11 protein-coding genes and 1 pseudogene are annotated in these 21,846 nt (G+C 44.9%); all 12 read right to left on the reverse strand.

Annotation, left to right across the window (positions count from 1 at the left end):
* Positions 1 to 41: 41 nt before the first annotated feature.
* The 12 genes and pseudogenes from Bovatus_RS00800 to Bovatus_RS00855 all read right to left on the reverse strand — a co-directional run bounded on the left by Bovatus_RS00800 (position 42) and on the right by Bovatus_RS00855 (position 21,834).
* Positions 42 to 1,028 (reverse strand): Gfo/Idh/MocA family protein, encoded by a 987-nt coding sequence (locus Bovatus_RS00800; protein ID WP_004297399.1) that lies wholly within the window; start codon positions 1,026 to 1,028, stop codon positions 42 to 44.
* A gap of 457 nt (positions 1,029 to 1,485) precedes the next feature.
* Complete coding sequence (locus Bovatus_RS00805) at positions 1,486 to 2,709, reverse strand: alginate lyase family protein (RefSeq protein ID WP_004297401.1); 1,224 nt, start codon at positions 2,707 to 2,709, stop codon at positions 1,486 to 1,488.
* Positions 2,710 to 2,750: 41 nt separating this feature from the next.
* Positions 2,751 to 4,175 carry a hypothetical protein gene (locus Bovatus_RS00810; protein WP_004297402.1) on the reverse strand — a complete coding sequence of 475 codons (1,425 nt, stop codon included), beginning with the start codon at positions 4,173 to 4,175 and terminating at the stop codon, positions 2,751 to 2,753.
* A 15-nt stretch (positions 4,176 to 4,190) separates the two neighbouring features.
* Entirely contained in the window at positions 4,191 to 5,705 is a 1,515-nt protein-coding gene (locus tag Bovatus_RS00815) for an IPT/TIG domain-containing protein (protein WP_004297403.1), read from the reverse strand.
* Between the two features lie 19 nt (positions 5,706 to 5,724).
* Positions 5,725 to 7,206: a RagB/SusD family nutrient uptake outer membrane protein gene (locus Bovatus_RS00820; protein WP_004297404.1), complete on the reverse strand. Its 1,482-nt coding sequence runs from the start codon at positions 7,204 to 7,206 to the stop codon at positions 5,725 to 5,727.
* Positions 7,207 to 7,226: 20 nt separating this feature from the next.
* Positions 7,227 to 10,343: a SusC/RagA family TonB-linked outer membrane protein gene (locus Bovatus_RS00825; RefSeq protein ID WP_004319325.1), complete on the reverse strand. Its 3,117-nt coding sequence runs from the start codon at positions 10,341 to 10,343 to the stop codon at positions 7,227 to 7,229.
* Between the two features lie 23 nt (positions 10,344 to 10,366).
* Complete coding sequence (locus Bovatus_RS00830; protein WP_004297406.1) at positions 10,367 to 11,569, reverse strand: alginate lyase family protein; 1,203 nt, start codon at positions 11,567 to 11,569, stop codon at positions 10,367 to 10,369.
* A 19-nt stretch (positions 11,570 to 11,588) separates the two neighbouring features.
* Positions 11,589 to 12,758: pseudogene (locus Bovatus_RS00835) on the reverse strand (alginate lyase family protein).
* 34 nt (positions 12,759 to 12,792) lie between these two features.
* Positions 12,793 to 15,282 carry a glycoside hydrolase family 2 TIM barrel-domain containing protein gene (locus Bovatus_RS00840; RefSeq protein ID WP_004297410.1) on the reverse strand — a complete coding sequence of 830 codons (2,490 nt, stop codon included), beginning with the start codon at positions 15,280 to 15,282 and terminating at the stop codon, positions 12,793 to 12,795.
* Positions 15,283 to 15,346: 64 nt separating this feature from the next.
* A complete protein-coding gene (locus Bovatus_RS00845) occupies positions 15,347 to 16,606 on the reverse strand; it encodes a glycoside hydrolase family 88 protein (RefSeq protein WP_004297411.1) in 1,260 nt (419 codons plus the stop codon).
* A gap of 166 nt (positions 16,607 to 16,772) precedes the next feature.
* Positions 16,773 to 21,008, reverse strand: a complete 4,236-nt coding sequence (locus Bovatus_RS00850; RefSeq protein ID WP_004297412.1) for a hybrid sensor histidine kinase/response regulator transcription factor — start codon at positions 21,006 to 21,008, stop codon at positions 16,773 to 16,775.
* A complete protein-coding gene (locus Bovatus_RS00855; RefSeq protein ID WP_004297413.1) occupies positions 20,995 to 21,834 on the reverse strand; it encodes a transporter substrate-binding domain-containing protein in 840 nt (279 codons plus the stop codon). Before Bovatus_RS00855 ends, Bovatus_RS00850 begins: the two co-directional genes overlap by 14 nt.
* Positions 21,835 to 21,846 lie beyond the last annotated feature (12 nt).

Consider the following 21,846-nt stretch of genomic DNA (forward strand, 5'->3'; position numbering starts at 1 on the left):
ACTTCGCAAGAAAATGATACTTTTTTTTGCTTTTTTTCGGGTTATAGTTTACCTAATATCTTGTCCATTACCCAGTTAGTGAGCGTTGCACTTTCTCCGTCGCAGGAGCAAACGGACTTACCTAACAAGTGATCGACCACTGCCTGAATAAGAGGTTGTTGCACATGTTCCGGGTTACCGATACAGATTTCTTCCCGTCCTTTTTCGGTATGTAAGCCGATAGGCTCATAAGTAAAGACAGAGAAACAAATCATTCCCTTGTCACCGATAATTTCAATACGGTCTTCGCGGGCAGAGTCATGGGCTACGAAACACCAGGAACCGCTACCAACCAATCCGCTATCAAATTGGAAACAGGCGCTTAATGTATCTTCAGCAGGATAAAGTCCACCTCGATTGCTCTTATAACCGCTTGCTTCGAGGATACAACCGAACATATCCTGCAACAAATCAATTTGATGCGGAGCAAGGTCGTAGAAGTAGCCACCTCCGGCAATGTCAGCCTGCACACGCCAGGGAAGGTTGTCACGATTGTAATCCAGATCGCGTGGCGGCTGGGCAAAACGAATTTGCACATTGATAATATTACCGATAGTACCGTTCTCTACCAGTTCCTTTACTTTCTGGAAATAGGGGAGATAACGGCGATAGTAAGCAACGAAACAGGGAACTCCCGTTTCATTGGATATGCGGTTGATGCGCGTACATTCTTCGTACGTCACAGCCATTGGTTTCTCAATATAGGCAGGTTTGCCTGCTTTCATGGACATAATGGCATACGTAGCATGTGAGGAAGGAGGAGTGGCAATGTAGATGGCATTTACTTCCGGATCATCGATCAGTTCTTGTGCATCGTCATACCATTTTTTGATTCCTCTCTCTTTGGCATACGCTTTCGCTTTCGCACCGTCACGACTCATCACGGCTACGACTTCCGAATGTTCTACTTTCTGGAAAGCGGGACCGCTTTTGGTCTTGGTTACTTCTCCACAACCAATGAAGCCCCATTTGATAATCTTTTCACTCATAATATATACCTATTGTGTCTGCTTTAACAAACCCCAAAGATAAAGCTATTTTTTGTCAAGAGCAACTTTATTGATTATTAACTTGGCAGAGACAGTGGGAAAACAGACATTACGTTTTATTTCAATAGAGGCTCTGTTTTACCTGAACAGACGGTCTGTTAGGAGAGAACAGAGCCTCTAAAAGATGGCAACGCACACTCTAATTCCGGTAAGAAGCAAGGTGAAGATCGCTATGCACCGGGTTAAAGGAGAATGAACACCGGGCAAAACTGAAAGGAAAGCCGGGGTGGGGGAACTTTCCTCTCTATGAATATGATTTTTTCTTTGATATATAAAAAGAAAGAGGTTGTGCCAACGTTTTGACACAACCTCTTTACGTGCAGTTTAATTGAAACTACTTTATCATTAACTCTGTAAAGATACGACATTCGGAATCGAAAGTCAAGTCTTTGAGAGTTTATTTACTTTCCTCTTTCAGGAAAAGAAGATTAAAAAGATCTTTCGGATTGCTTTTCCGGAACTGCTGATATGCCTTTAAATAATCGGTACGAGTGGAATCTAGCAGATACAGTCGATACAGGTCTTTACATAATTCCTGTTGTTTACCGTTCCATTCGCTGATTTGCTTGTAAGGCCATTCTTTGACTCCTTTGCCGAGATATGGCTTCAGAAAATCGGCAGCTTTGTAAATGCTTCGTCCGTCAGCAGAACTGACAGAAAGAACAGGTACATGGGCTTTTTCTCCCATAGTCGCAATATCTATCAGATGTTGCAGATTAAATTCTGAATATCCGAAAGCCAATGTCCGGCGTAATTCTTCGGGCTGTTTGCCGTCCGGTTCAATCTGTTTGAATACCCGCTTCTTGGGAACTTCCCGAAGTATCCGTTCGGCTACTTTATGATTGCCTGTATAGAGTGCAAATGCAATGGCTTGTGCATCATAAGCAGTACTATGATTGTTGGGGCGGCTGGCTTCTTCTTTTCCTTGTTCACTAGTCAGAATCCAGTCCAGTAATTGCCCGAACCATTTTTTTAGCTGCTCTGAATCTTTCGAGGTGAACGAACGGGATTTTTCAAGAAGCTGAACGGCATCCAGCATTTCCACTAACGAATAAGTATCTATCACACCATAGCAACGGCCAAGATCATTATTATGTCCGGGCGCAACCTGCGCATATTTCAGATGTGGGTTCATGCAGGTTTTCTTATCCAGAAACCAGACACGAATCTGTTTGGTTGCTTTCAGTGCATACTGTTCTTTGCCACTGAAATACCACGCAAGTGCGAGTGTCGTGACATTATTTGCCATCTCTCCCAAGCGGTTACGGTCCAGTTTATCCAGTTCCGGATTGGATACACCATCGCGGCTGATATAAGGTTTACCGTCCGGCTTGGTCGGGTCCGGCCAGAAATAGCGTGCCTGGCTCAAGTAGTCGTGTTTGTCTCCGCTTGGTGGCGTTTTATCTTTCATCATAACAGAAAGATAGTGGGCGTTCAAAGCCTTGTCTGCCTGCTTTAGTAAGTTCAGATAAGTGGCGTTGTATGCGGGTTGATTGAGAGACTTTTTCACTTGTTCCAGATGTTCCGCATTCCAGATGCTCTGGGCGCAAACAGTCATTGCAACAATGCTGAAAGCCAGTGACAAACGGATTCTCTTGGAGTAGTTCGCTCGTAGATTCATGGGATAATATAACTTTTTGGGTACTCGTTTTATTGTATTGTCTATTTCTCGTAATATACATTCATAATGATGGTGTTCAGTTTTCTGTCTGTTTGAATATTCAGCTGTTTCACCCAAATCAATCCGAATTTCTCCTTATGATAGAAGTAATACACTTCTCCTGCTGCAACAGTCGGAGTATTTGTTTTGATATCAGACGCTTTCACATCTCCGATGTCATCCCGGATATTGGTGATTTCACCGTTTGTCACTTTGGTAATCAGTGCGTCATCTGTGACTTTCTTGAATGGAGTTGTCTGTGTGGATTCTTTCCAGATGGCATAATCATTCAGATTCAAAGCTGTACCATTGCAAAACTGACTGTTCAGAAGATTGGTTCCGATATTGGCCGGGTTCAACAGACGCGCTGTGGGTGCACCGCTAGTATTATCCATTGCGAAAGTAACCCATTCTTTATGTTCGACTACATCGCATGGAGTCATCGTCCGTCCATTCGTAACATCAAAGAAAGCATTCTCCGTTCCATGACTTCCCAGTTCGATATCCTCCCAAAGGACGTATGGCAGGGTAGGTGTCGGTTTCACAGTTACGCTTCCCGATACGGCTAGTTCCTGATTATCTCCCAACACGTTGTCATACACTAATACTACGTTGTCGATTACTAAATTTTCGGTAATGTCTTCGGGAGCATTGAAAGAAAGGCTGGTAGCGGTAGCTGTAAACTCGTAAGATTGACCGTTTACGATTAGTTTCTTGATAATATTCAGGTTGGTTCCGGCCAGCGTAATAATGGCTCCTGTGCCCACTTCTCCTTCCAGAACAGTGGTGACAGTAGGAATAACCGGTGGCACGATTACTTCAAAATCATTAGATACATTCACGGTATTGGTGGTATACGTAACGCTCAACTGGACTTTTTTAGTTACATCGAAAGTTGAGGGTACGGTTACCATAAGTGAAGTATGCGAACGGTCCGGATTGGGATCGAAAGATACCACTTGATCTCCGAAGTTTACCTTAGTAATCAGGTGCATATTCTTTCCTGTAAGTGTGATCTTATCTCCGATAGTAGCAGAACTTACATCAGTGGTGACACCCGGCACTACCACTTCGAATGCATCACTCAAAGTCAGTTTGTGTACCGAATTGTAAGTGGCAACGACAGAGATATGCTGTGTCACTTCAAAATTATCGGGCACCGCCACTATCAGCGTGGTTTGTGAACGGTTGGATGGCTCGGTGGTGATGTTGACCACCTGATTGTCAAAAGCCACTTTAGAGATCAGATGCATATTCTGCCCGGTAAAGGTAACCTCGTCACCGATTGCTACGGAATAATCCGTAGCCAGTGGATTGACAGACGTTTCCGGAATTATAATTTCATTGTCACGGGTACATCCGTACAACAAACCTATCAGACAGAACAAGACTGCCGATAATGCGGTAAATTTATATTGTCTTTTCATTGTCTTTCGTCTTTTTTAGTAACGTTGATAATACAGGTCGAAAGTAATCGTTGCATTGGCATCATTCGTCGCCTTAACAGCGTCAAAATCTACATTGACAGAACGGATAATCATGATACCGAATTTATTCTTCTTCAGATTCTTGAACACAACGACACTGCCTGCCTTGTATATATTCGATGCTTCTTTATCCTCTGCTTCCGTTTTCTGACGGCTGCGTACCGAGTTGGAACCTTCCGCATCCATATCAATATTGAATAATGCTTTGGTAATCTCGTCGGTAGGAGATATTTCTTCGATGTTTCCTTCTTTAATGTTTCTAATCAGTTCGCCATATCCTTTGCTTTCCTGAAGTACAAGAAGTTTGGTGACAGTAGAAGTAAACTCACCAAAGTTTTCGTTGACTTCGGCTTCGGTAGAAGAACTTTTCAATGGAGGCAATGGAGTACCGTTACACCAGTAGTTTCTCAAATTAGCTTTTATGTTCTGCGGACCGTTCAATGCAAAGTCATTATTACTGTTGTGTACCGCTGCAAAATCAATCAGGGCACGGGAATCCACATCTTTCAGGATACAAGTGGTGGAAACCTGTCCGGTAGTTCCGTTAATCATATTACCGAAATCTTCATTGCGGTGTGCGCCCATCTTCAGATTCGGATAGCTGAATACTCTCGGAATAAATACATAACAGTCATTCCGTAGTGTCAGACTGCCTGTTCCCTCATAATATTTGGCCAGAACATCCACAGTAGCACTCTCCGGCAATTCCGGAACACGGAATACAATGCTGTTGGCAGTCTTCTCAACGAAGTTAGTCACTTTCACTTCATCCCCGAAATGGATGCTTTCAATCAAATTCAGGAAAGTTCCGTTGAGGGTAATCAGACTTCCCTCGGTCACCCGTTCTGCCATTGCGTCAATGGTCGGAATATCTTTGATGATCTCAAAAGCAGGACCCTCCGGTTGAGTGAACTGCTCTCCTGTAGAGTCAAGATAATAGAGGGAGATAGGAGCGGCATCCGTGATGACGAAAGGAATGGTTGCTACAATTTCTCTTTCGGACTGATAGGAGATAGAAGCCTCTTTATCACCGAAACAAACTTTGGACACGATGTCCAGATTCTCACCCTGTATTTCAATCTGATCTCCCACGTGCGCTCCGGCAGGAACATTCTTCACTTGGGGAACCGGATATACAATCGTAAATGACTGCTCGCTTTCCGTCTTTTTTTCTTTCGTACTAAGAACGATTTTCCCGTTTCCGGCATTGGCGGGAACTACAATAACAATCTCCTGTTGAGAGAGCTTATAGCGTATCGTAGCTTCTACGCCACCAATCGTTGCCTTTTGTATATCGCGCAGGAATTCTCCTTTGATAGTGATTTCCTGTCCGAACTTACCGCTTGTCGGGGTGAACTCTATAATTTGAGGATCACCCTGCTCGATGACATCAGTCGATTCTTTTTCGTTGCAGCCTGCCAGCGCAGTGAGAACGAAGAAGATGAATAGGTTATAGAATTTATTTTTCATGATTCAGTGTCGTTTAGTATTAATAGTTAGGGTTCTGTGTGATGACGCCCGGATTATTGTCGATTACGCTTTGTGGAATCGGAAGTATCAACTGATAATCCTTTAACTTGTTGATCTGTTGGGTGTAGCCTGCATAGAAATCCCATTCGGTTTCCTGAATATGCTTGTTGATTACCTCTATGGCCTTGCCCCAACGCAAGAGGTCGAACCAGCGTTGATTTTCGAAAGCCAGTTCCAGACGACGTTCTTTCTCAAGATAGGTGCGGAATACGTTACGGGTAGTCACTGCATCACTCTCGATTTTGCTTAGTCCGGCACGTTCACGTACCAGATTCAGGTATTTCAACCCGGCAGAGGGACCGTCTACTTCGTTCAATACTTCCGCATACATCAGTAGTACATCTGCATAACGAATGACAGGCCAGTCATTTTCAGCATCGTATCGTATGGATACTTCCGAAAGGAATTTCTTTACATAAGCCACTTGTGCTTCCACGTCTTTACTCTTATCATAATAACTGTCTGCCATGCTGACGTCCTTTCTCAAATCCTCTTTGCTGTAAGCGGCGGATATTTCTTTCGTAGGATAATTCTTACCGTCACCGCTACCCGTGATTACGTTCGCGCCACTGTTTTGCGGTGCAAATGTATTGGCAAACGGAGAACCGATTCCCAGACTACCACTTTTATAGCGTACAGTGAAGATAATATCATCGTTCATCTCTTTGGTTGTATCAAACACGTCGGCATATTTGACATTCAGTGTCTCGCCTTTGGCAGTCACTACATCGCTTAATAACGGTTTGGCATCTTCATACCGTCCGAGGGTAAGATACACTTTAGCCAGTAGAGATTTGGCTGCCAGTACTGTGGCACGTCCCAGATCATTAGAGCTGTATGTGATGTCCTGTAAATCCGTAACGGAACGTTTCAGATCGTCGATGATTTGCGCATAAGTGGCCTGCACCGAACTGCGGTCTTTCTTTAGTGATTCTGCGATACTGATCTCTTCTGTCACCAGAAAGGTAGGGCCGAAGAGACGTACCAGATTGAAATAATGATAGGCACGGATAAAGAGAGCTTCACCCTCGAATTGTGCACGTTTCTTTTCGTTCTCCACTACGGCCAGCACTTCGGGTTTCAGTATTGAGTTGCAGTTATTGATATTCTGATAGGTAGCTTCCCAGTAGGTGCGGATATTCGGGTTGCTGGCGTCCATTGTTCCAAGGTCCAGTGCCAGCAGTTGCATGAATGCGTCGTTGCTGGAACGGGTGCCGTTCATGCGAGTGTTGTCCGAGCGAAGTTCCGTCAACGCCCATTCTATATTCAGTGGAGCGTGTATGCCTCCGTAACAACCGATGACGGCTGTGTTCACTTCCGCTTCATTTTGGTAGAAGTTGATATCGGCTATGTAAGAGTCCGGCGTGATGTTCAGGTCGCAGGAGGCGAGTCCCAACGCACAGGTTGAGAGAATACCGATGAATGTATGTTTTAGTTTCATTGTTATTTGTCTTTAAGGAGTTAGAAATTAAGTTCGAATCCGAAAGTGACTGTCGATTGCAGGGGGAACCCACCTGACTGGTAACCGTTGATAAGAGGAGAACTGTAAGAACCACTCGTCTTACGTGCTTCCGGATTAATACCACGGTAGTCCTTGGACCAGATATAGAACAGGTTCTGTCCTGAAGCATAAAGACGGAGTGAACTGATACCGATCTTCTTCAACTGCTTCTTATTGAACTTATAGCCTAAAGTCACATTGCGCAATGCTACATACGAGCCGTCTTCAATCAGGTAATCCGTAAATTCCCAGGCGACACCGCCATTTGCTGCGAAAGAGGGAGTTTTTCCGTCGCCCGGATAGTCTGCACTGATCCAGCGGTTTTTCACGTAGTTGCGGTTGAACTTCTTGGTTTCGGTAAAGTAACCGTCACCGTTGAATACATCCAGTCCGTGAACTCCCTGAATCATAACGTAGAGGTCGAAGCCTTTCCAGGTCAGTGTATTGGTGAATCCCCATGTTGCTGTCGGGAATGGGTTGCCGATTTCTGTACGGTCTTTGTCATTAATCACTCCGTCGTCGTTGATATCTACAATCCGGAGACTGCCTGGTACGGCACTGGCCAAGTGGGGAACAGCGTCCACTTCTTCCTGACTTTTGTAAATACCGTCTGTCTTGTAGCCGAAGAAAGAAATGGCTCTCTTGCCTACCTGTGCCAGATATGTTTCGTTACGTTCACCCGTAGAGATCAGTCGTTCTTCTCCCGAAAGTTCCAGTAACTTGTTGAAGTTGGAAGAGATATTGAATGAGCTTTCCCATTCAAAATTCTTGGTGCGGATATTATGGGTATTCAGTTCCACCTCAATACCACTGTTGCGGATACGTCCGATATTATTCCAGTAATTATTGAATCCGGTGAAAGAAAGAACCGGCTGTTTGAATAATAACTGTTTGGTGATGGAGTAGTATCCGTCCACTGTCAGGTTGATACGGTTGTTCAGGATGCTCAAGTCGAATCCGGCATTGTATTCGTAAGTCTGTTCCCAAGTGATGCGGTTGTTACCTTTGGTTTCGCTGGTCTTGGCGAGTCCGGAGATCAGATTGCCATTTCCCTCTCCCAATGCGTAATTGTTGGGATAGAGCAGGTCATAGTATGAATTGGCAGGAATGCTGTTATTACCTGTCACACCGAAACTGGCACGGACTTTCAGCAGGTTCAGCCAACCGAATTGTTTCAGGAAAGATTCTTCCGAAGCACGCCATCCCACAGATACCGAGGGGAAGTAACCCCATTGATGACCGTCGGCAAACAGAGAACTTCCATCTGTACGGATGCTGGCAGAAAGCAGGTATTTCTCATCATAACTGTATGTGGCACGTGCCAATAGGGACATCATTGCCGTACGGTATTTCTGGGTATAAGTTCCGTCGAGGTCGAAAGAAGTTGCAGCGTTCAGCGTATGGATATAGTCGGTGGGGAAGCCCAGTCCGACGATACCGGCAGTTCTTTCAGAAGTAGTCTGCGCTGTATAGCCGGCCAGTACGGAGTAGTCATGCTTCCCTGTCTTTCCGGTATAGTTTAACGTGTTCTCGCTCAATAAGTCGATATACAGACGGTTGGTATAAGTACCCATAGCTGATTCTTCATCTTTCTTGGCAGCATAATCACGATATTGATTGTTCTGGCGATACTTGATAAAGAAACCGTTGGAAGTGGTGAATACCAGTCCTTTCATCAGTTGGACATTGAAAGAGGCATTTGCCTGCAGGTTGTAGTCCTCGCGGAAACGTTCTTCCGTATCCATCAGTGAACGCGGATTGTTATTGCTCGAACCGAAAGGACTGCTGGACGGGGTGAAAGTTGTTCCGTCCTCACGGGTATAGGTAACATTGCTGAAGTCACTGCCTCGTGCATACGAACCGATAGGTTTGCCGGTCAGCGCAGAAGTGGCAGCAGTATGGCGTACAGGCATGAAAGAGGGCGTACGATAGAAATCCATGAAGTTGGTGGCAGGAGTTTCTGTCTTGGTGTACGACGGTGCCAGATTCAAACTGAAGTCTACCCGTTTGGATAGTTTTGCATTGATGCGTGAACGCAGGTTCAGGCGGGTATAGTTGCTGTTGAGCATGATACCGTCTTCCTGTGCATAGTTGCCCGAAATATAATAAGTGATGTCATTCTTGCCACCTGATACGGAGAGCTGCACCTGGTGAATCTGCGGACTGCTGTTCAATCCTTCTTTCTGCCAGTCGGTGTAGTTATCAATGAGACCGAAAGCCTCCTCTGTCTGTGACATTGTTTTATTTTTCAATACCGATTCGTATCCGATCATGCTGCAATAATCTTGTGAACTCATGATGGGATGTAACTTATAAGCCCATTTCAAACCGGTGGAAGCTTTCACGCTGTATTTCGGTTTACTGGCTTTTCCTGTCTTGGTAGTAACCAGGATAACGCCATTGGCTGCACGTGAACCGTAGATGGCTGCCGAAGCGGCATCTTTCAATACTTCGATGGAAGAAATATCCGCCATATCGAGTGTGGAAAGACCGTCCGGTGTGGGATAACCGTCGATGACGATCAGCGGAGAACTGTCGGCACTGATAGAACCCATACCACGCACACGGATTTGCGGGGCGGCTCCCGCTTCGGAAGTAGAGTTCTGTATATTGACACCGGCAATTTTACCTTGTAATAACTGGTCTACCTGGGTCACGGGAATATCTGTCAGGTTGTTGATATCCATCTTGGACACAGATCCCGTCAGGTGAGACTTTTTCTGCACACCATAACCTACGACTACCACTTCATCTAGTGTCTTTGTATCTTCCAGCAGGTGAATATCCAATTTGTTTTTACCGTTGATGGCAACTTCCTGTGGGGTGTATCCGATGTATGAAACCACCAGGATAGACTTGGAAGAGGGGACACTCAACGTAAACTGACCGTCCATGTTGGTGATTGTACCTGCGGTACCACCTTTTACTTTCACATTCGCTCCGGGGATTCCACCCTGACTGTCGGTCACTGTTCCGGTGACGGTAAACGACTGTGCATAAGTGACGGTAACGCACGGAACACAGAATAACAGCATCCATGCCATTACCAAAGAGTAATGAATAAATTTGTTCCTCATCTGATTAGTATTTTAAGTGTTTCTTATTCTAAACTATAGATTAAATGAATTCTTTTGTTAGCGGGTGTCTCGCGGAATTGAGCGCCGATGGCTTCATATCCGGCTTTCGGATCAAAGAACGATGCACGGCGAAGAATCCAGCAGGCTTCTTCCTGTTTCTTGTCCCATTCCTTGATTTGTTGGTAAGGCCATTCGCTCTGTGGTTTGCCGATATATGGAATCAGAAATTTCAGTGCTGCCGTGATGGAACGTCCGTCCTGGCTGGTAGCGTTGTAAATATCTTGTCCCAGCGTGGAGGCGATTGAACACATATCGAGCATGTGTCCCAGATTGAAGATCGTATATCCCAGGGCAGTAGTGCGTGCAAGTTCCAACGGTTGTTTGCCGTCTGGTTCTATCTGTGCGAACAAACGCTTTTCGGGAAACTCCTGAATGGTTTTCATGGCAAGGTCTTGATTGCCTGTATATAGAGCATAAGCTGTCAGTTGCACGTCATAAGCCAGACCGTGATTGTTCTTTGCTCTCTGTTCTTCGGCAGCTACGGGACTGGTCTGCATCCATTCCACTAGTTGCGTGAACCATTCTTTCATCCCTTTCTTTACTTTGGGAGTAAATGCTTTCGAGTTCTCCATTAATGTCATGGCGTCAATCATTTCCGTGAACGAGTAAATATCGATCATACCTGCACCACGTCCCATGCCTTTATTCTTTCCGGGAATGGTTTGTCCGTAAGTGAGGTGCGGATTCATCTTCGTCTTGGCGTCCAGAAACCAGACATTCAGGAAGTCTACGGCTTTTTGCGCATATTTCTCATCACCGGAGAAGTAATAGGCAAGTCCCAGTGTGGTGACTGCTTTCGACATATCTCCCAGTTTGTTGCGGTCGAGCTTATCCAATTCCGGATTTCTTTGTCCGTCTTTACGGATATAGGGCAAACCGTCCGGTTTGGATGGATCCGGCCACCAGTAAGGGCCCATGCTCATATAATCGTGTTTGTCTCCGCTATCTGCTGTCATTGTTTTGTCCATTACGGACGGCGGAGTCATCTTCAAAGCCTTGTCGGCATCTCTTAAAAGAGTTTTGACGGCAGGGGCATATAGAGGTGAATCGGCTTTTTCTTTTACTTTGGCTAATTTTTCCGCAGCATAGATGCGGGTGTTGGCTACCTGTGCGTTCAGTGTGAAAGCATAGGCGAACAATAATGTGCATACTAATAAGTTTTTCATATTCTATTGATTTTATAGTTTATTGAATCCATAATAACGGGTGACGGATGGGAAGATTACGTACCACCTCTTCGTTGGTGGGGAAATGTTCCAGTTGCATCCATGTGTTGAAAAATTCTTTATTGAAATGATGTAATGTGCCGAATAACAGGAACGGTTGCGCCACCGGCCATTCTTCCCAAAACATAATGTCGGGTTGTCTCTTCCAGCTACTTTTGTCTTTTACGTATGGATAAAGCTAGGCGATACCCTTATCGATGTTTTTGCCGTCCGGTGTAGTGTAATTCCATATATCTTCTTCTCCAGTAGTGAGCAGTTGGCAGATAGTGGCCATTGCGTCAAGGTTGAAAAGAGAATAACCGTAGGGCTTGGTGCGTTCCAGTTCTAAAGGGAAACTGCCGTCTGCAGCCATTTGATTGGGTAAAAGTACTGTTTTATAACGTTCCGTGCAAAAACGAATCATTTCCCGGTTGTCCGTGAACAAGGCAAAGGCAGCGGCTTGCATGACCCAGCAGGTGCCATGATTGTTTTTCGCTTCCATTTCTTTGATTCCGTAACGGTGCGTGGACATCCAGGTTAGATAATCGGAGAACCATTGTTTGATAGTCCCCAGTTCTTCCTTGTCAATCATCCTTTTCGCTTCCATAAGGCGGAGCGACTGCACCACTTCGATCAGGTGAATCGTATCGATGATTCCTATCCCTCGTCCTGTTACTACTCCCTTGATGGCCTGTGCATACAGCAGATTGGGATTCATCTGTGTGTCCGGGTTGACAAACCATGCCCGGATATGTTGCATGGCTGCATCGGAATATACTTGTTTACCCGTAAGTATCCAGGCGGAAGTAAGGTCGCCTACCAGTTGGCTCATGCGAATCATGGCCTGCCGATGTGCTGTGAAATTCTCCGGATTGGTTTCTCCGTCCCGGCGGATATAAGGACCGTCGGGAGCTTCCGGATTCGGCCACCAGTAATCACCCTCCGAATAGAAGTCATGAATACCTCCGGCACTTCTTGTCGCACGGGTAGCGGTCACAGTGACCGGTTCCTCATGAAGTGCGGCATCTGCCCGTTGTATCGTTTCTTTTTCTAAAAGGTGACGAATCTGTTCGGCTGTGTCTTCTCCGGCAACTGCCGTAGCAGTGCCAAAGAATATAATGAAACCTATTGAAATTATTGTCTTTCTCATGGTGCTTTTCTCCTTTCTTATTCAGCTTTCACTTCTATTCGGCTTTCACTTCGATGAAAGCAGTTTGAATGCCCGGTGATTTTACAGCTACCTGGCATGTGCCGTTCAAGTCAATGCGAATTGCAGCTCTGCCATTATAAGCCTGTACTCTCCGGGAGCCGGTGGATGTTCCTAAGTTCTGAATCAGTTTTCCGTCTCCCGCAGCTTCAAATGAGATTACATTTGCCGCGTCCAGGCAGGGGATCCCTTTGTTGTCTGTCAGCTGGGCTTCCACCCATACGATAGAACCTTTATCGGGGTATGTCTTCAACTTCAGCTGTTTCGGATTGCTCCATTCTTCTGTCTGGTAGTTGAAACTTATTTCATCCGTAATGGCTGCTTTCATGTTACCTTTACCGAGTCCTTTCACTGCAACCGCTTTTATGTTATTTTCTCCTGCTTTCAGTATGCAGTTCCAGTGAAGTCCCGCTGCCGGAAAATCCTGGCTGTTGCGTTGCTTGACTCCCTGACTGACGCCGTTCACGAACAGCTCTACTGCTGCACAGTTGGAATATACCAGAATCTCTTTTTCTTCGTTCACTTTGCCCCATCGGGTCCGCCAGTTATGACCGTAAATATGAATCATAGGCTGTTTAGTCCAGTAAGACTGGAAGACGTAGTAGGCTTCTTTTTTAGTAAGATCCCGTTCTACCACTCCTTTCTGATTGACGTATGGCACCGGATTATCGGGGCGGAGAGGGGTGGAGAAATCTTTGAATACCCAAAAGGCGGTTCCTGTCAGCCAAGGCATTGTTTCTTGCTCTTTCAGGTGCCAGTCGAATAGTTTTACGATATACGTTTCCGACCAGTCTCCATCTCTGGAAGCACGGGGATCTCCGCCTTGCAGGGCGAAGTCGCCTGCCCGTTCGTCGGCACTGTTTCCACCCATAATTGCTTGTAGCGGGTTGAAAGGATATTCGGAATGACGTCCGGCATGTGAGTCACCTCCCCATTCTACATGCAGGAAATGTTTCACCCGTTTCATCTCTTTCTCCGAAATACTCTTGTAGTCTGTAAATTGTCCGCGATACCAGCCTGCCCAAATGGAGGGAGAATAGACATCTACAATATCATTGCAGAAATCACATCTGCGGATGGAAGTCATACGTGACGGATCGAGTTGGTGTGACAAGTCATTCAACTCTTTCATGAAAGCGCGGATGGCCGATTGCTCGAATGTTGAAAAATCATTGGGCCAGTCATTTTCATTTCCCAATCCCCAAAGGATGACGGAGGGATGATTGCGATGCTGGGTAATCATGTTGGTCAGCATCCGGCGCGCTTGTGCCTGATATTTCTCTCCTCCCAGTCCACCTCTGCACCAGGGTATTTCTTCCCATACCAAAATGCCTAACTGATCGCATAAACGGAGGATGATGTCCGATTGTTGGTAATGTCCCAAACGGATAAAGTTGACTCCCATCTCTTTAATCAGTTTCATTTCCGCTTCCATTTGTTCTTCTGTCATAGCGGCGCCTACTCCGGCATGGTCTTCATGCCGATGGGTTCCTCTTAACAGCAGACGTTCTCCATTCAACTGGAAAGGTCCGTTTTCAATGAATTCAAAGTGACGGAATCCGATGGATTCTGTAATAGTCTGTTTACTTTGAGGAGTAGTCAATGTCAGTTCGCAGGTATAGAGTTGAGGCTGGTCGGGACTCCACAGAATCGGATTCTTAATCGTTGTCTCGAACAGGGGATTTGTTCCCAACGGAAGAACCGTCGTTGTCTGTTCCCATACCTTTTCTCCATTAGGCGCCTTTAATAAAAGGTGAATGCTTGCCTGGCGAATATCATTCGGGTTATGGAATGTTCCTTGTATCTTTAGAGAAGCGTTTTTCATATCTTTCTCTACAGGGGTATTTATCTGTATATTGCTGAAAGACACTTCGGGCTGGTAAATCAGATTCACGTAGCGATAAAGGCCGCCGTATAAGTTGAAATCTGACAGGTCGGACGGAATCATCTCCGTATCTCTGGTATTATCGCAACGAACGGACAATGGAATTCTGCCATTGAAGCGTTTAGCGCAATCCGGGTTGGCAAGGGCTTGTTGAACGGCTTCGGTGATATCGACACTCCAACCGTCGTAGCCTCCTGTGTGACTGGCTACTTTATACGTATAGACATACACTTCCGTTTTTTGTCCTGCTCCCTCAAACTCCAGTATGACGCGTCCATTGAGATATGGATTCTTGATAGAAAGCTGCGTGCGATACCATCCTGCGCCCTGATAATAATTGATATCCGGGTCTACTGCATCTTCTGCATTGAAACAGTGGGGTAGGGTAACCTGTTGCCAGATAGGCACTGCTTCGGAAGAACCGGGAGCGGCGGGACGTACTGCTTCCCAAATGCTTCCAAGGTCACCTTTCAGGTATTCCCATGAGTCTGTCAGCCGGATTCTTTGTTGAGTCGGAATCGTGGCATTCAACGGGAGTATCAGCAGAATGAACAGGATGAATATAGAAGATAATCTTTTCATAATTAGTAATGTACTAATAAGGATAAATAGTAAAGTGATGTTATCGTGAGAGTTGCCGGAAGATTTAGAAAAGACTTTCTTCCTTTTCTAATTTTGCTTTGCGGAGCAAGGCTTCCAGGAAATAATAGTCGGCGTATGAAAGCGGGACATCTATTTCGCTGTCGTGTGGTTTGGAACCTGTGCTGTGCAGCAACAAGAATCCTTTATCTCCGTTTAGTTGCGCACGATAGCTATGCGTCAGATTCTGGAGAATCTTATCGGCTTCCTGCTTGTATTGTTCTTTCTTTTCTGGAACGTATGTGCTTAGTTCATAAAGGGCGGATGCCATACAGGATGCAGCGGATGCATCACGGGGTTCGTTTGGTATTCCGGGTGCGTTAAAGTCCCAATAAGGAATCAGGTCTGCCGGCAGGGTCGGATTGTTGAAGATGTATTTCTCCACTTTCTCCGCCTGTTGCAGGAATTCGGGTCTGCCGGTTTCACGATAGCACATGGTGTATCCGTATAAGGCCCATGCTTGTCCGCGTGCCCATGCTGATTCGTCGGAATATCCTTGATGCGTCATTTTGCTGCGTACCGTTCCGTTAATGGTATCGTATTCTACTACATGATAACAGCTGTTGTCTTCACGGAAGTGATTCTTCATGGTAGTGAGTGCATGGTTGACTGCTATATTATAATAGGTGGAGTCGTTCGTTTCGCGGAATGCCCAGAACAGAAGTTCAAGATTCAGCATATTATCGATGATAACGGGGAATTGCCATTTGTCTGCATGGTGGTCCCAGGAACGGATACAGCCGATTACCGGTTTGTAACGGGTAATCAGGGTGCGTGCGGATTGCAACAGAATATCTTTATAAGTGGAATCTCCGGTCAGACGATAACCGTTTCCATAGCTGCAATACATCTTGAAGCCCATGTCGTGTGTCTTTCCGTTATTTTTTTCGCGTTCCAGAATTTCTGTATGTTTCTGCGCCTGCTCTTTCCAATATGGATTGTGCGTGTACTCATATAGATACCAAAGCTCACCGGGGAAGAATCCACTGGTCCAGTCTTTAGAAACAACCAGTTCCAGTGAACCGTCCGGTTTGATACTGCGGGGATTGGTTAATTCCCCCCAGCCCTTACTTTCTCTCTTTTCTCTACTCTCTTGTGATTCATTGGCACGTGCCTCGTCTATTTGAGTCAGTGCGTATTTTAATTGCTGTTCGGCAAATGCGAAGTTAGAAGCAACGATATCTTGCTCTTTAGAGTGATTACAACTGGTAAGTGTGATAATTCCAAGTCCGAAGACTAACAAGTAGTTTTTAATCTTTGTTTCCATATGATTATATTAAGTAGAACAACATTGCAAATGTATGGAAACAGAGTAGAATCGGTTTGTCTAATGATGCCAGATGTTTGCATTTTCATCCCAAACAAATAAAAAAATCCGCACTGTAAGCCTTGTTGGGACATTTTTTATTGTTTGGGACGATTTTGTAAATCGGCTATTCCCGGATGGTATCAATATCTGTATGGCCTGAATATGACTTTTGATATTCCGATGGAGAAACACCGTAAGCTGATTTGAAACATTTCGTGAAGTAGGCGAGAGTACTGAATCCCGTGGCCGTTGCAATTTCGGTAATGTTCATTTCTGTTTGCTTCAGCATTTGTGTAGCTATCTCCAAACGTTTATGACGGATAAGGTCATTCAACGGCAGGTCGGTGATAGCTTTCAGTTTCCGGTAAAGATTGCTCCGGCTGAATCCCATCTCTTCACAGATTTTGTCTACTTTCAAATCGGGGTCGGTGAGATACTTTTCAATGATTTTAAATAGTTTCTGCATGAATTTCTCATCGGCGGAGGTCGTTTCCACTTCAATTCCCATGGATTGCAGGGAGAAGTTTTTGCTATATACGGATTTTAGCTTTTCCCGCTGTGCCAGAAGATTGTAGATACGTACCAGCAGAACATCAATATTAAATGGTTTAACCACATAATCGTCTGCTCCCGACAAGAATCCCTCTTTGACGTGCATCACCATCGTGCGGGCAGTGAGTAGAATAACGGGAATGTGTCCCGTCTGCAGATTGTTCTTGATAAGTGCGCAAAGTTCCAGTCCGTCGATACCGGGCATCATAATGTCCGTCACTACCAGGTCGGGAAATTCTTTCAGGACAATTTCAAAAGCATCCGAACCGTTGTCGGCTTCCAATACGTTGTAATATTGTTCCAGGTGTCCTTTTACGTAACTTCGTATCTCTTCATTGTCTTCTACTAATAGAACCGTTTTGCCGGGTAGGGATGGAGTGGTTCCGGAAATGGTGTTTTCGGAATCAATGGTTCCGGACATACCCTTTTCTACTTGTTCATTGTTTTTTCCCGAGAGAACGGCAGTATTCGCCACCTCTTCTTCTGTCATGGTGTGGTTCGGTAATAGGATAGTGAATACGCTTCCCTTGGGAGTATTGGCTGTGACTCCAATTTCTCCGTGATGCAGATGAACGACAGATTGAGTCAGGCTTAATCCGATACCTGTGCCATTCATATTCTCGCTACCTGTCGTGTGACCGACCTGGTAGAAAGGAGTGAAGATTTGGGTACGTTCATCTTCTGGAATTCCTTTTCCCGTATCTGCTACCTGAATCACTAAATAACTTCCCTGATGGGTGGTGATAAGCGGAGAATGTTCCGATAGCCAGTCGCTATGTTCCTGGCGGAGAGTGTCTATATCTGTAATCAGCAGTAAACGCAGCGTGATTGTATCTCCCGGTACTGTGAATTTAAAAGCATTCGACAATAAATTGAAAACGGCTTTTTCGAGTAAGCCCTGATCGAAGCAGGCTGTCACCTCGCCTTGAGGAGCCTGATATTCGAAACGAATCTGTTTGCTTTCGGCAATCTGCCTGAATGTGTAGAATATTTCGAGCAGGAAAGCATTCAGGTCGCTTTGAGACAGTTGGAGGGTGAGATTACCACTCTGGTTCTTCTGTAAATCCATCAATTGATTGACGAGAAGTAATAATCGGCGGGCATTTTTCAGAATCATGTCCAGTTGTGTTCTGATAAACTGGGGAACTTCTGCCCGTTTCATCAACTCTTCCAGCGGGCTGATAATAAGTGTCAGCGGAGTACGTAGCTCATGCGAGAAGTTGGTGAACAGGTGTAGCTTTGTCTGATGGAATTCTTCCATGCGTTGTTTCTCCATTTGCTTCATGCGCAGGTCTAGTTCCAGTTTATGCTTACTGTACATATAATAGCCGATAGTAAACATGATTCCCAATGCGGATAGGACATAAAGGATATAGGCCAGCGGCGTTCCCCACCACGGAGAACGAATGATGATTTCCATTTTCTTTCCGGTTTCATTCCATACGCCGTCATTGTTGGATGCTATGACCTGGAATGTATATTTTCCTGGAGCGATGTTGGTATAGAATGCTTCTTTACGACTACCTACGTAATTCCAGTCTTCGTCGTGACCGGAGAGTTTATAGGCATATTGGTTCTGTTCGTGCAGAATATAGTTCAAGGCACTGTACGCAATGGAAAAATTATTCTGATTGTAGGCAAGAACCAATGTTTGCGTATCGTCCGGGGCACTATCCAGCAAATGAGTATCATCATTCGGTGTGATTACCTTATTGTTTACGGTCAGTTGGGTAAGTACTACCGGTGGCATGGTATTATTCTTTAGAAGAGAGCCGGGAGTAAAAGAAAGGAAACCATTACTTCCACTAAAGTAGACCTCACCGTGGGGCAGACTAATGACTCCCTGCGGTGTAAACTCCAACGTTTCGGAACCGACAAAACAGTCATAACTGCGTATCTGCCCGGTCTTGGTATTAAGTTCGGCTATTTCCTTATCGACACTAATCCATAAGTTGTTGTTGTGCTCCACCATGGCATATACCTCATTATTGGGTAGTCCCTCTTTCTTGCCAATATGTTTGACGACACCTGTTCCTTGTTTATACAGGTATATTCCTCCTCCGAAAGTGCTGAACCAGATTTCTCCGTTCGCTTTGCGCACCATGGAAGTGATGTAGTTATTTTCGAGTTTCTGATTGGGATTTGTCTCTGACATGTTGCAACGGAGCACCGTTCCCTTTTGCATATCATATTCGTAAAGTCCGAACGAGCGGGTTCCTATCAGAAAGGTGTGAGCATTCAGTGCCAGGAAGCTCCGTAGGCTGGTGAAGTTGACGAATTCCTTTTTCTCTTTGCCATACGGGAACTGATTGGTGATTTTTCCGTCCGGAGACAGTTTAACCAGTCCTTTGTCGGCTGTCGTCCCTATCCATAGATTATTCTCTGCATCTTTATAAAAAGTATAGATGGCAAAGTTTTTTTCCCGGCCGAATGAATATACTAATGTGAATTTTTTGGAAGGAATATGGAATTTATAGACTCCTCCGGTACTTGTGCCACACCAGATATAGTCTCCGTCCAGTAAAAGGGATTTGATGATGTTCTTGTTGAACAATCCTTTGGATGTCTGCTCAATCAGGAAGTTGGTATATTCCTTGGTGATAGGATTGAACTGCATCAGTCCTCCTCCCTCTGTTGCAATCCACAATGAAGTGGAATCATACACCATTGTACCAAAGATATTATATAACTTCTGGTTGTTATTTTCTACCGGATGGTAGAAGATGAACCGGTTATTGAGCGGGTTATAGTAGTTCACACCACCGGAATAAGTACCTACCCAGAGCGTTTTCTCCCGGTCGATGTAGATACTGCGGACGGAAAAATGACTTAGACTGTTCTGATTAGCATCGAACCGGTTGTACTTGGATATATCATCGTTTCTTAAATCCAGAATACTAAGTCCGTCGAACGTCCCGATAATCAATTTCTGGTCCTGCTCGGTGATGCAACGGATATAGTCATTTGTCAGTCCGCTGTTTTTCTGATTGTAGATAGATAAGTCTTTGGTCTTCGGGTTCCATTTATTCAGTCCCCTGGTTTCTGTTCCTATCCATACCTGATGTTGGGAGTCTTCGAAAATACAACTGATTGCATCGTCCGACAGGGCAGGCTGTGTGCTTTTATTGAGTTGCTGAATCAACTCCATTTCAGGTGTACAGATAAATAATCCGTGACGATGAGTACCAATATAAAGCCGTTTTTCTGCATCAATATAAAGCTGCATGATTGCTTCATTCTCCGGGACATGGTCGGAATATTTCTTCTTGAATTCCCCGGAACGAGGTTGCCATATACATAACCCTGTTCGGGTACCAACCCATAGATTACCGGACTGGTCAAATTGAAGAACGGCAATGTTGTTTCCTGGCATGTTTGGATAATCGTCCGTCTGATATTTGGTAATCTGATTGGTTTTGAGATTGATATAGTTAAGCCCGTTATTAGTACCTACCCACAATCCCTCGTTTGCATCGTCCGGCAACAGGCAAGTGATATGATTGTCCGACAATGAATGAGGATCATCGTTATCATGCTTATATATAGTAAATTTCTCTCCGTCGTATTTGTTTAATCCATTGCGGGTTGCAAACCAGATATAACCTTTGGAGTCTTGTGCAATGGCAAGGACTGATAGTTGCGACAAGCCATTCTTGAGATTGATATTCGAGAAATTGAATATTCCGCTTTCTGTGGCATAAGCCCGTGGAAAGCAGATAGACAGGAAAATCAAGAAAGCAATAAAAGAAAATGAACGTGTATGGAATAGAAGTTTTAGTGTAATAGAAATAAGGTTATTCTTTATCATAGTATTTCTTATAAATCTTTTGGTATTCCTTTTCCTTTTGGAATTTATCCAGCCATGTATTCAAACTATCGAGTAAGGCGGGGGATTGTTTACTGACTGCCCATGAGTAGAACTGCGTGAAGCTGATAGCTGTATTAATATCTATTTGCGGCAACGAATCTGCTGCTGCCAGTGCAATGCTTTCGTCGCAAACGGCATAGTCGATGTCTCCATGCGCTACCATTGATATCAATTGTTCGGAACCGTATTTATCAATCTCCTTGATGTAGATAGTATCTCCGATCTCATTGCCTAGATTCTGAATACGCAAAATAGAGGGGGAGCCTTTTACGACATGAAGTGTTCGCTGGGCTAAATCCAGTTGGGTGCGGATATAGAGTGAATCATTCTCTCCAATTTCTTTGCGTTGCACCAGCACTTGCTTGTTGAGGAAAATGGGAGAGGTGAGAAGCAGAGAGTCTTTTAACTTGCTGGTGGCTAATATGCCATAAGCAATCACGTCATAACGTCCCTCGCTTAATCCTTCCAACCGCTCTTCGAAACTCATAATAGGTGTTATTTCGGTTTTGAGTCCTTTGTCCCGGGCGAATGCCTGTATCAGTTCGTAATGAAAACCGGAAACGGTGTCACTGTCTACATAAAAACTGATGGAATTATATTCGGTAGCTACACGTATGATACCCTCCTTGGCAATGGCAGCATAATCACGCGGATGTCCCGCAGGTTTTTCTTGCTTACCGCATTGACGGAAAGAGAAGATAAATGCCAATACAATAATCACTGGCACTAAATATCTGAACAGTCTCAATTTGGGGCGTGATACCATAAGTCGTATAGT

The sequence above is a fragment of the Bacteroides ovatus genome (assembly GCF_001314995.1).
In the GTDB taxonomy this organism is placed as follows: domain Bacteria; phylum Bacteroidota; class Bacteroidia; order Bacteroidales; family Bacteroidaceae; genus Bacteroides; species Bacteroides ovatus.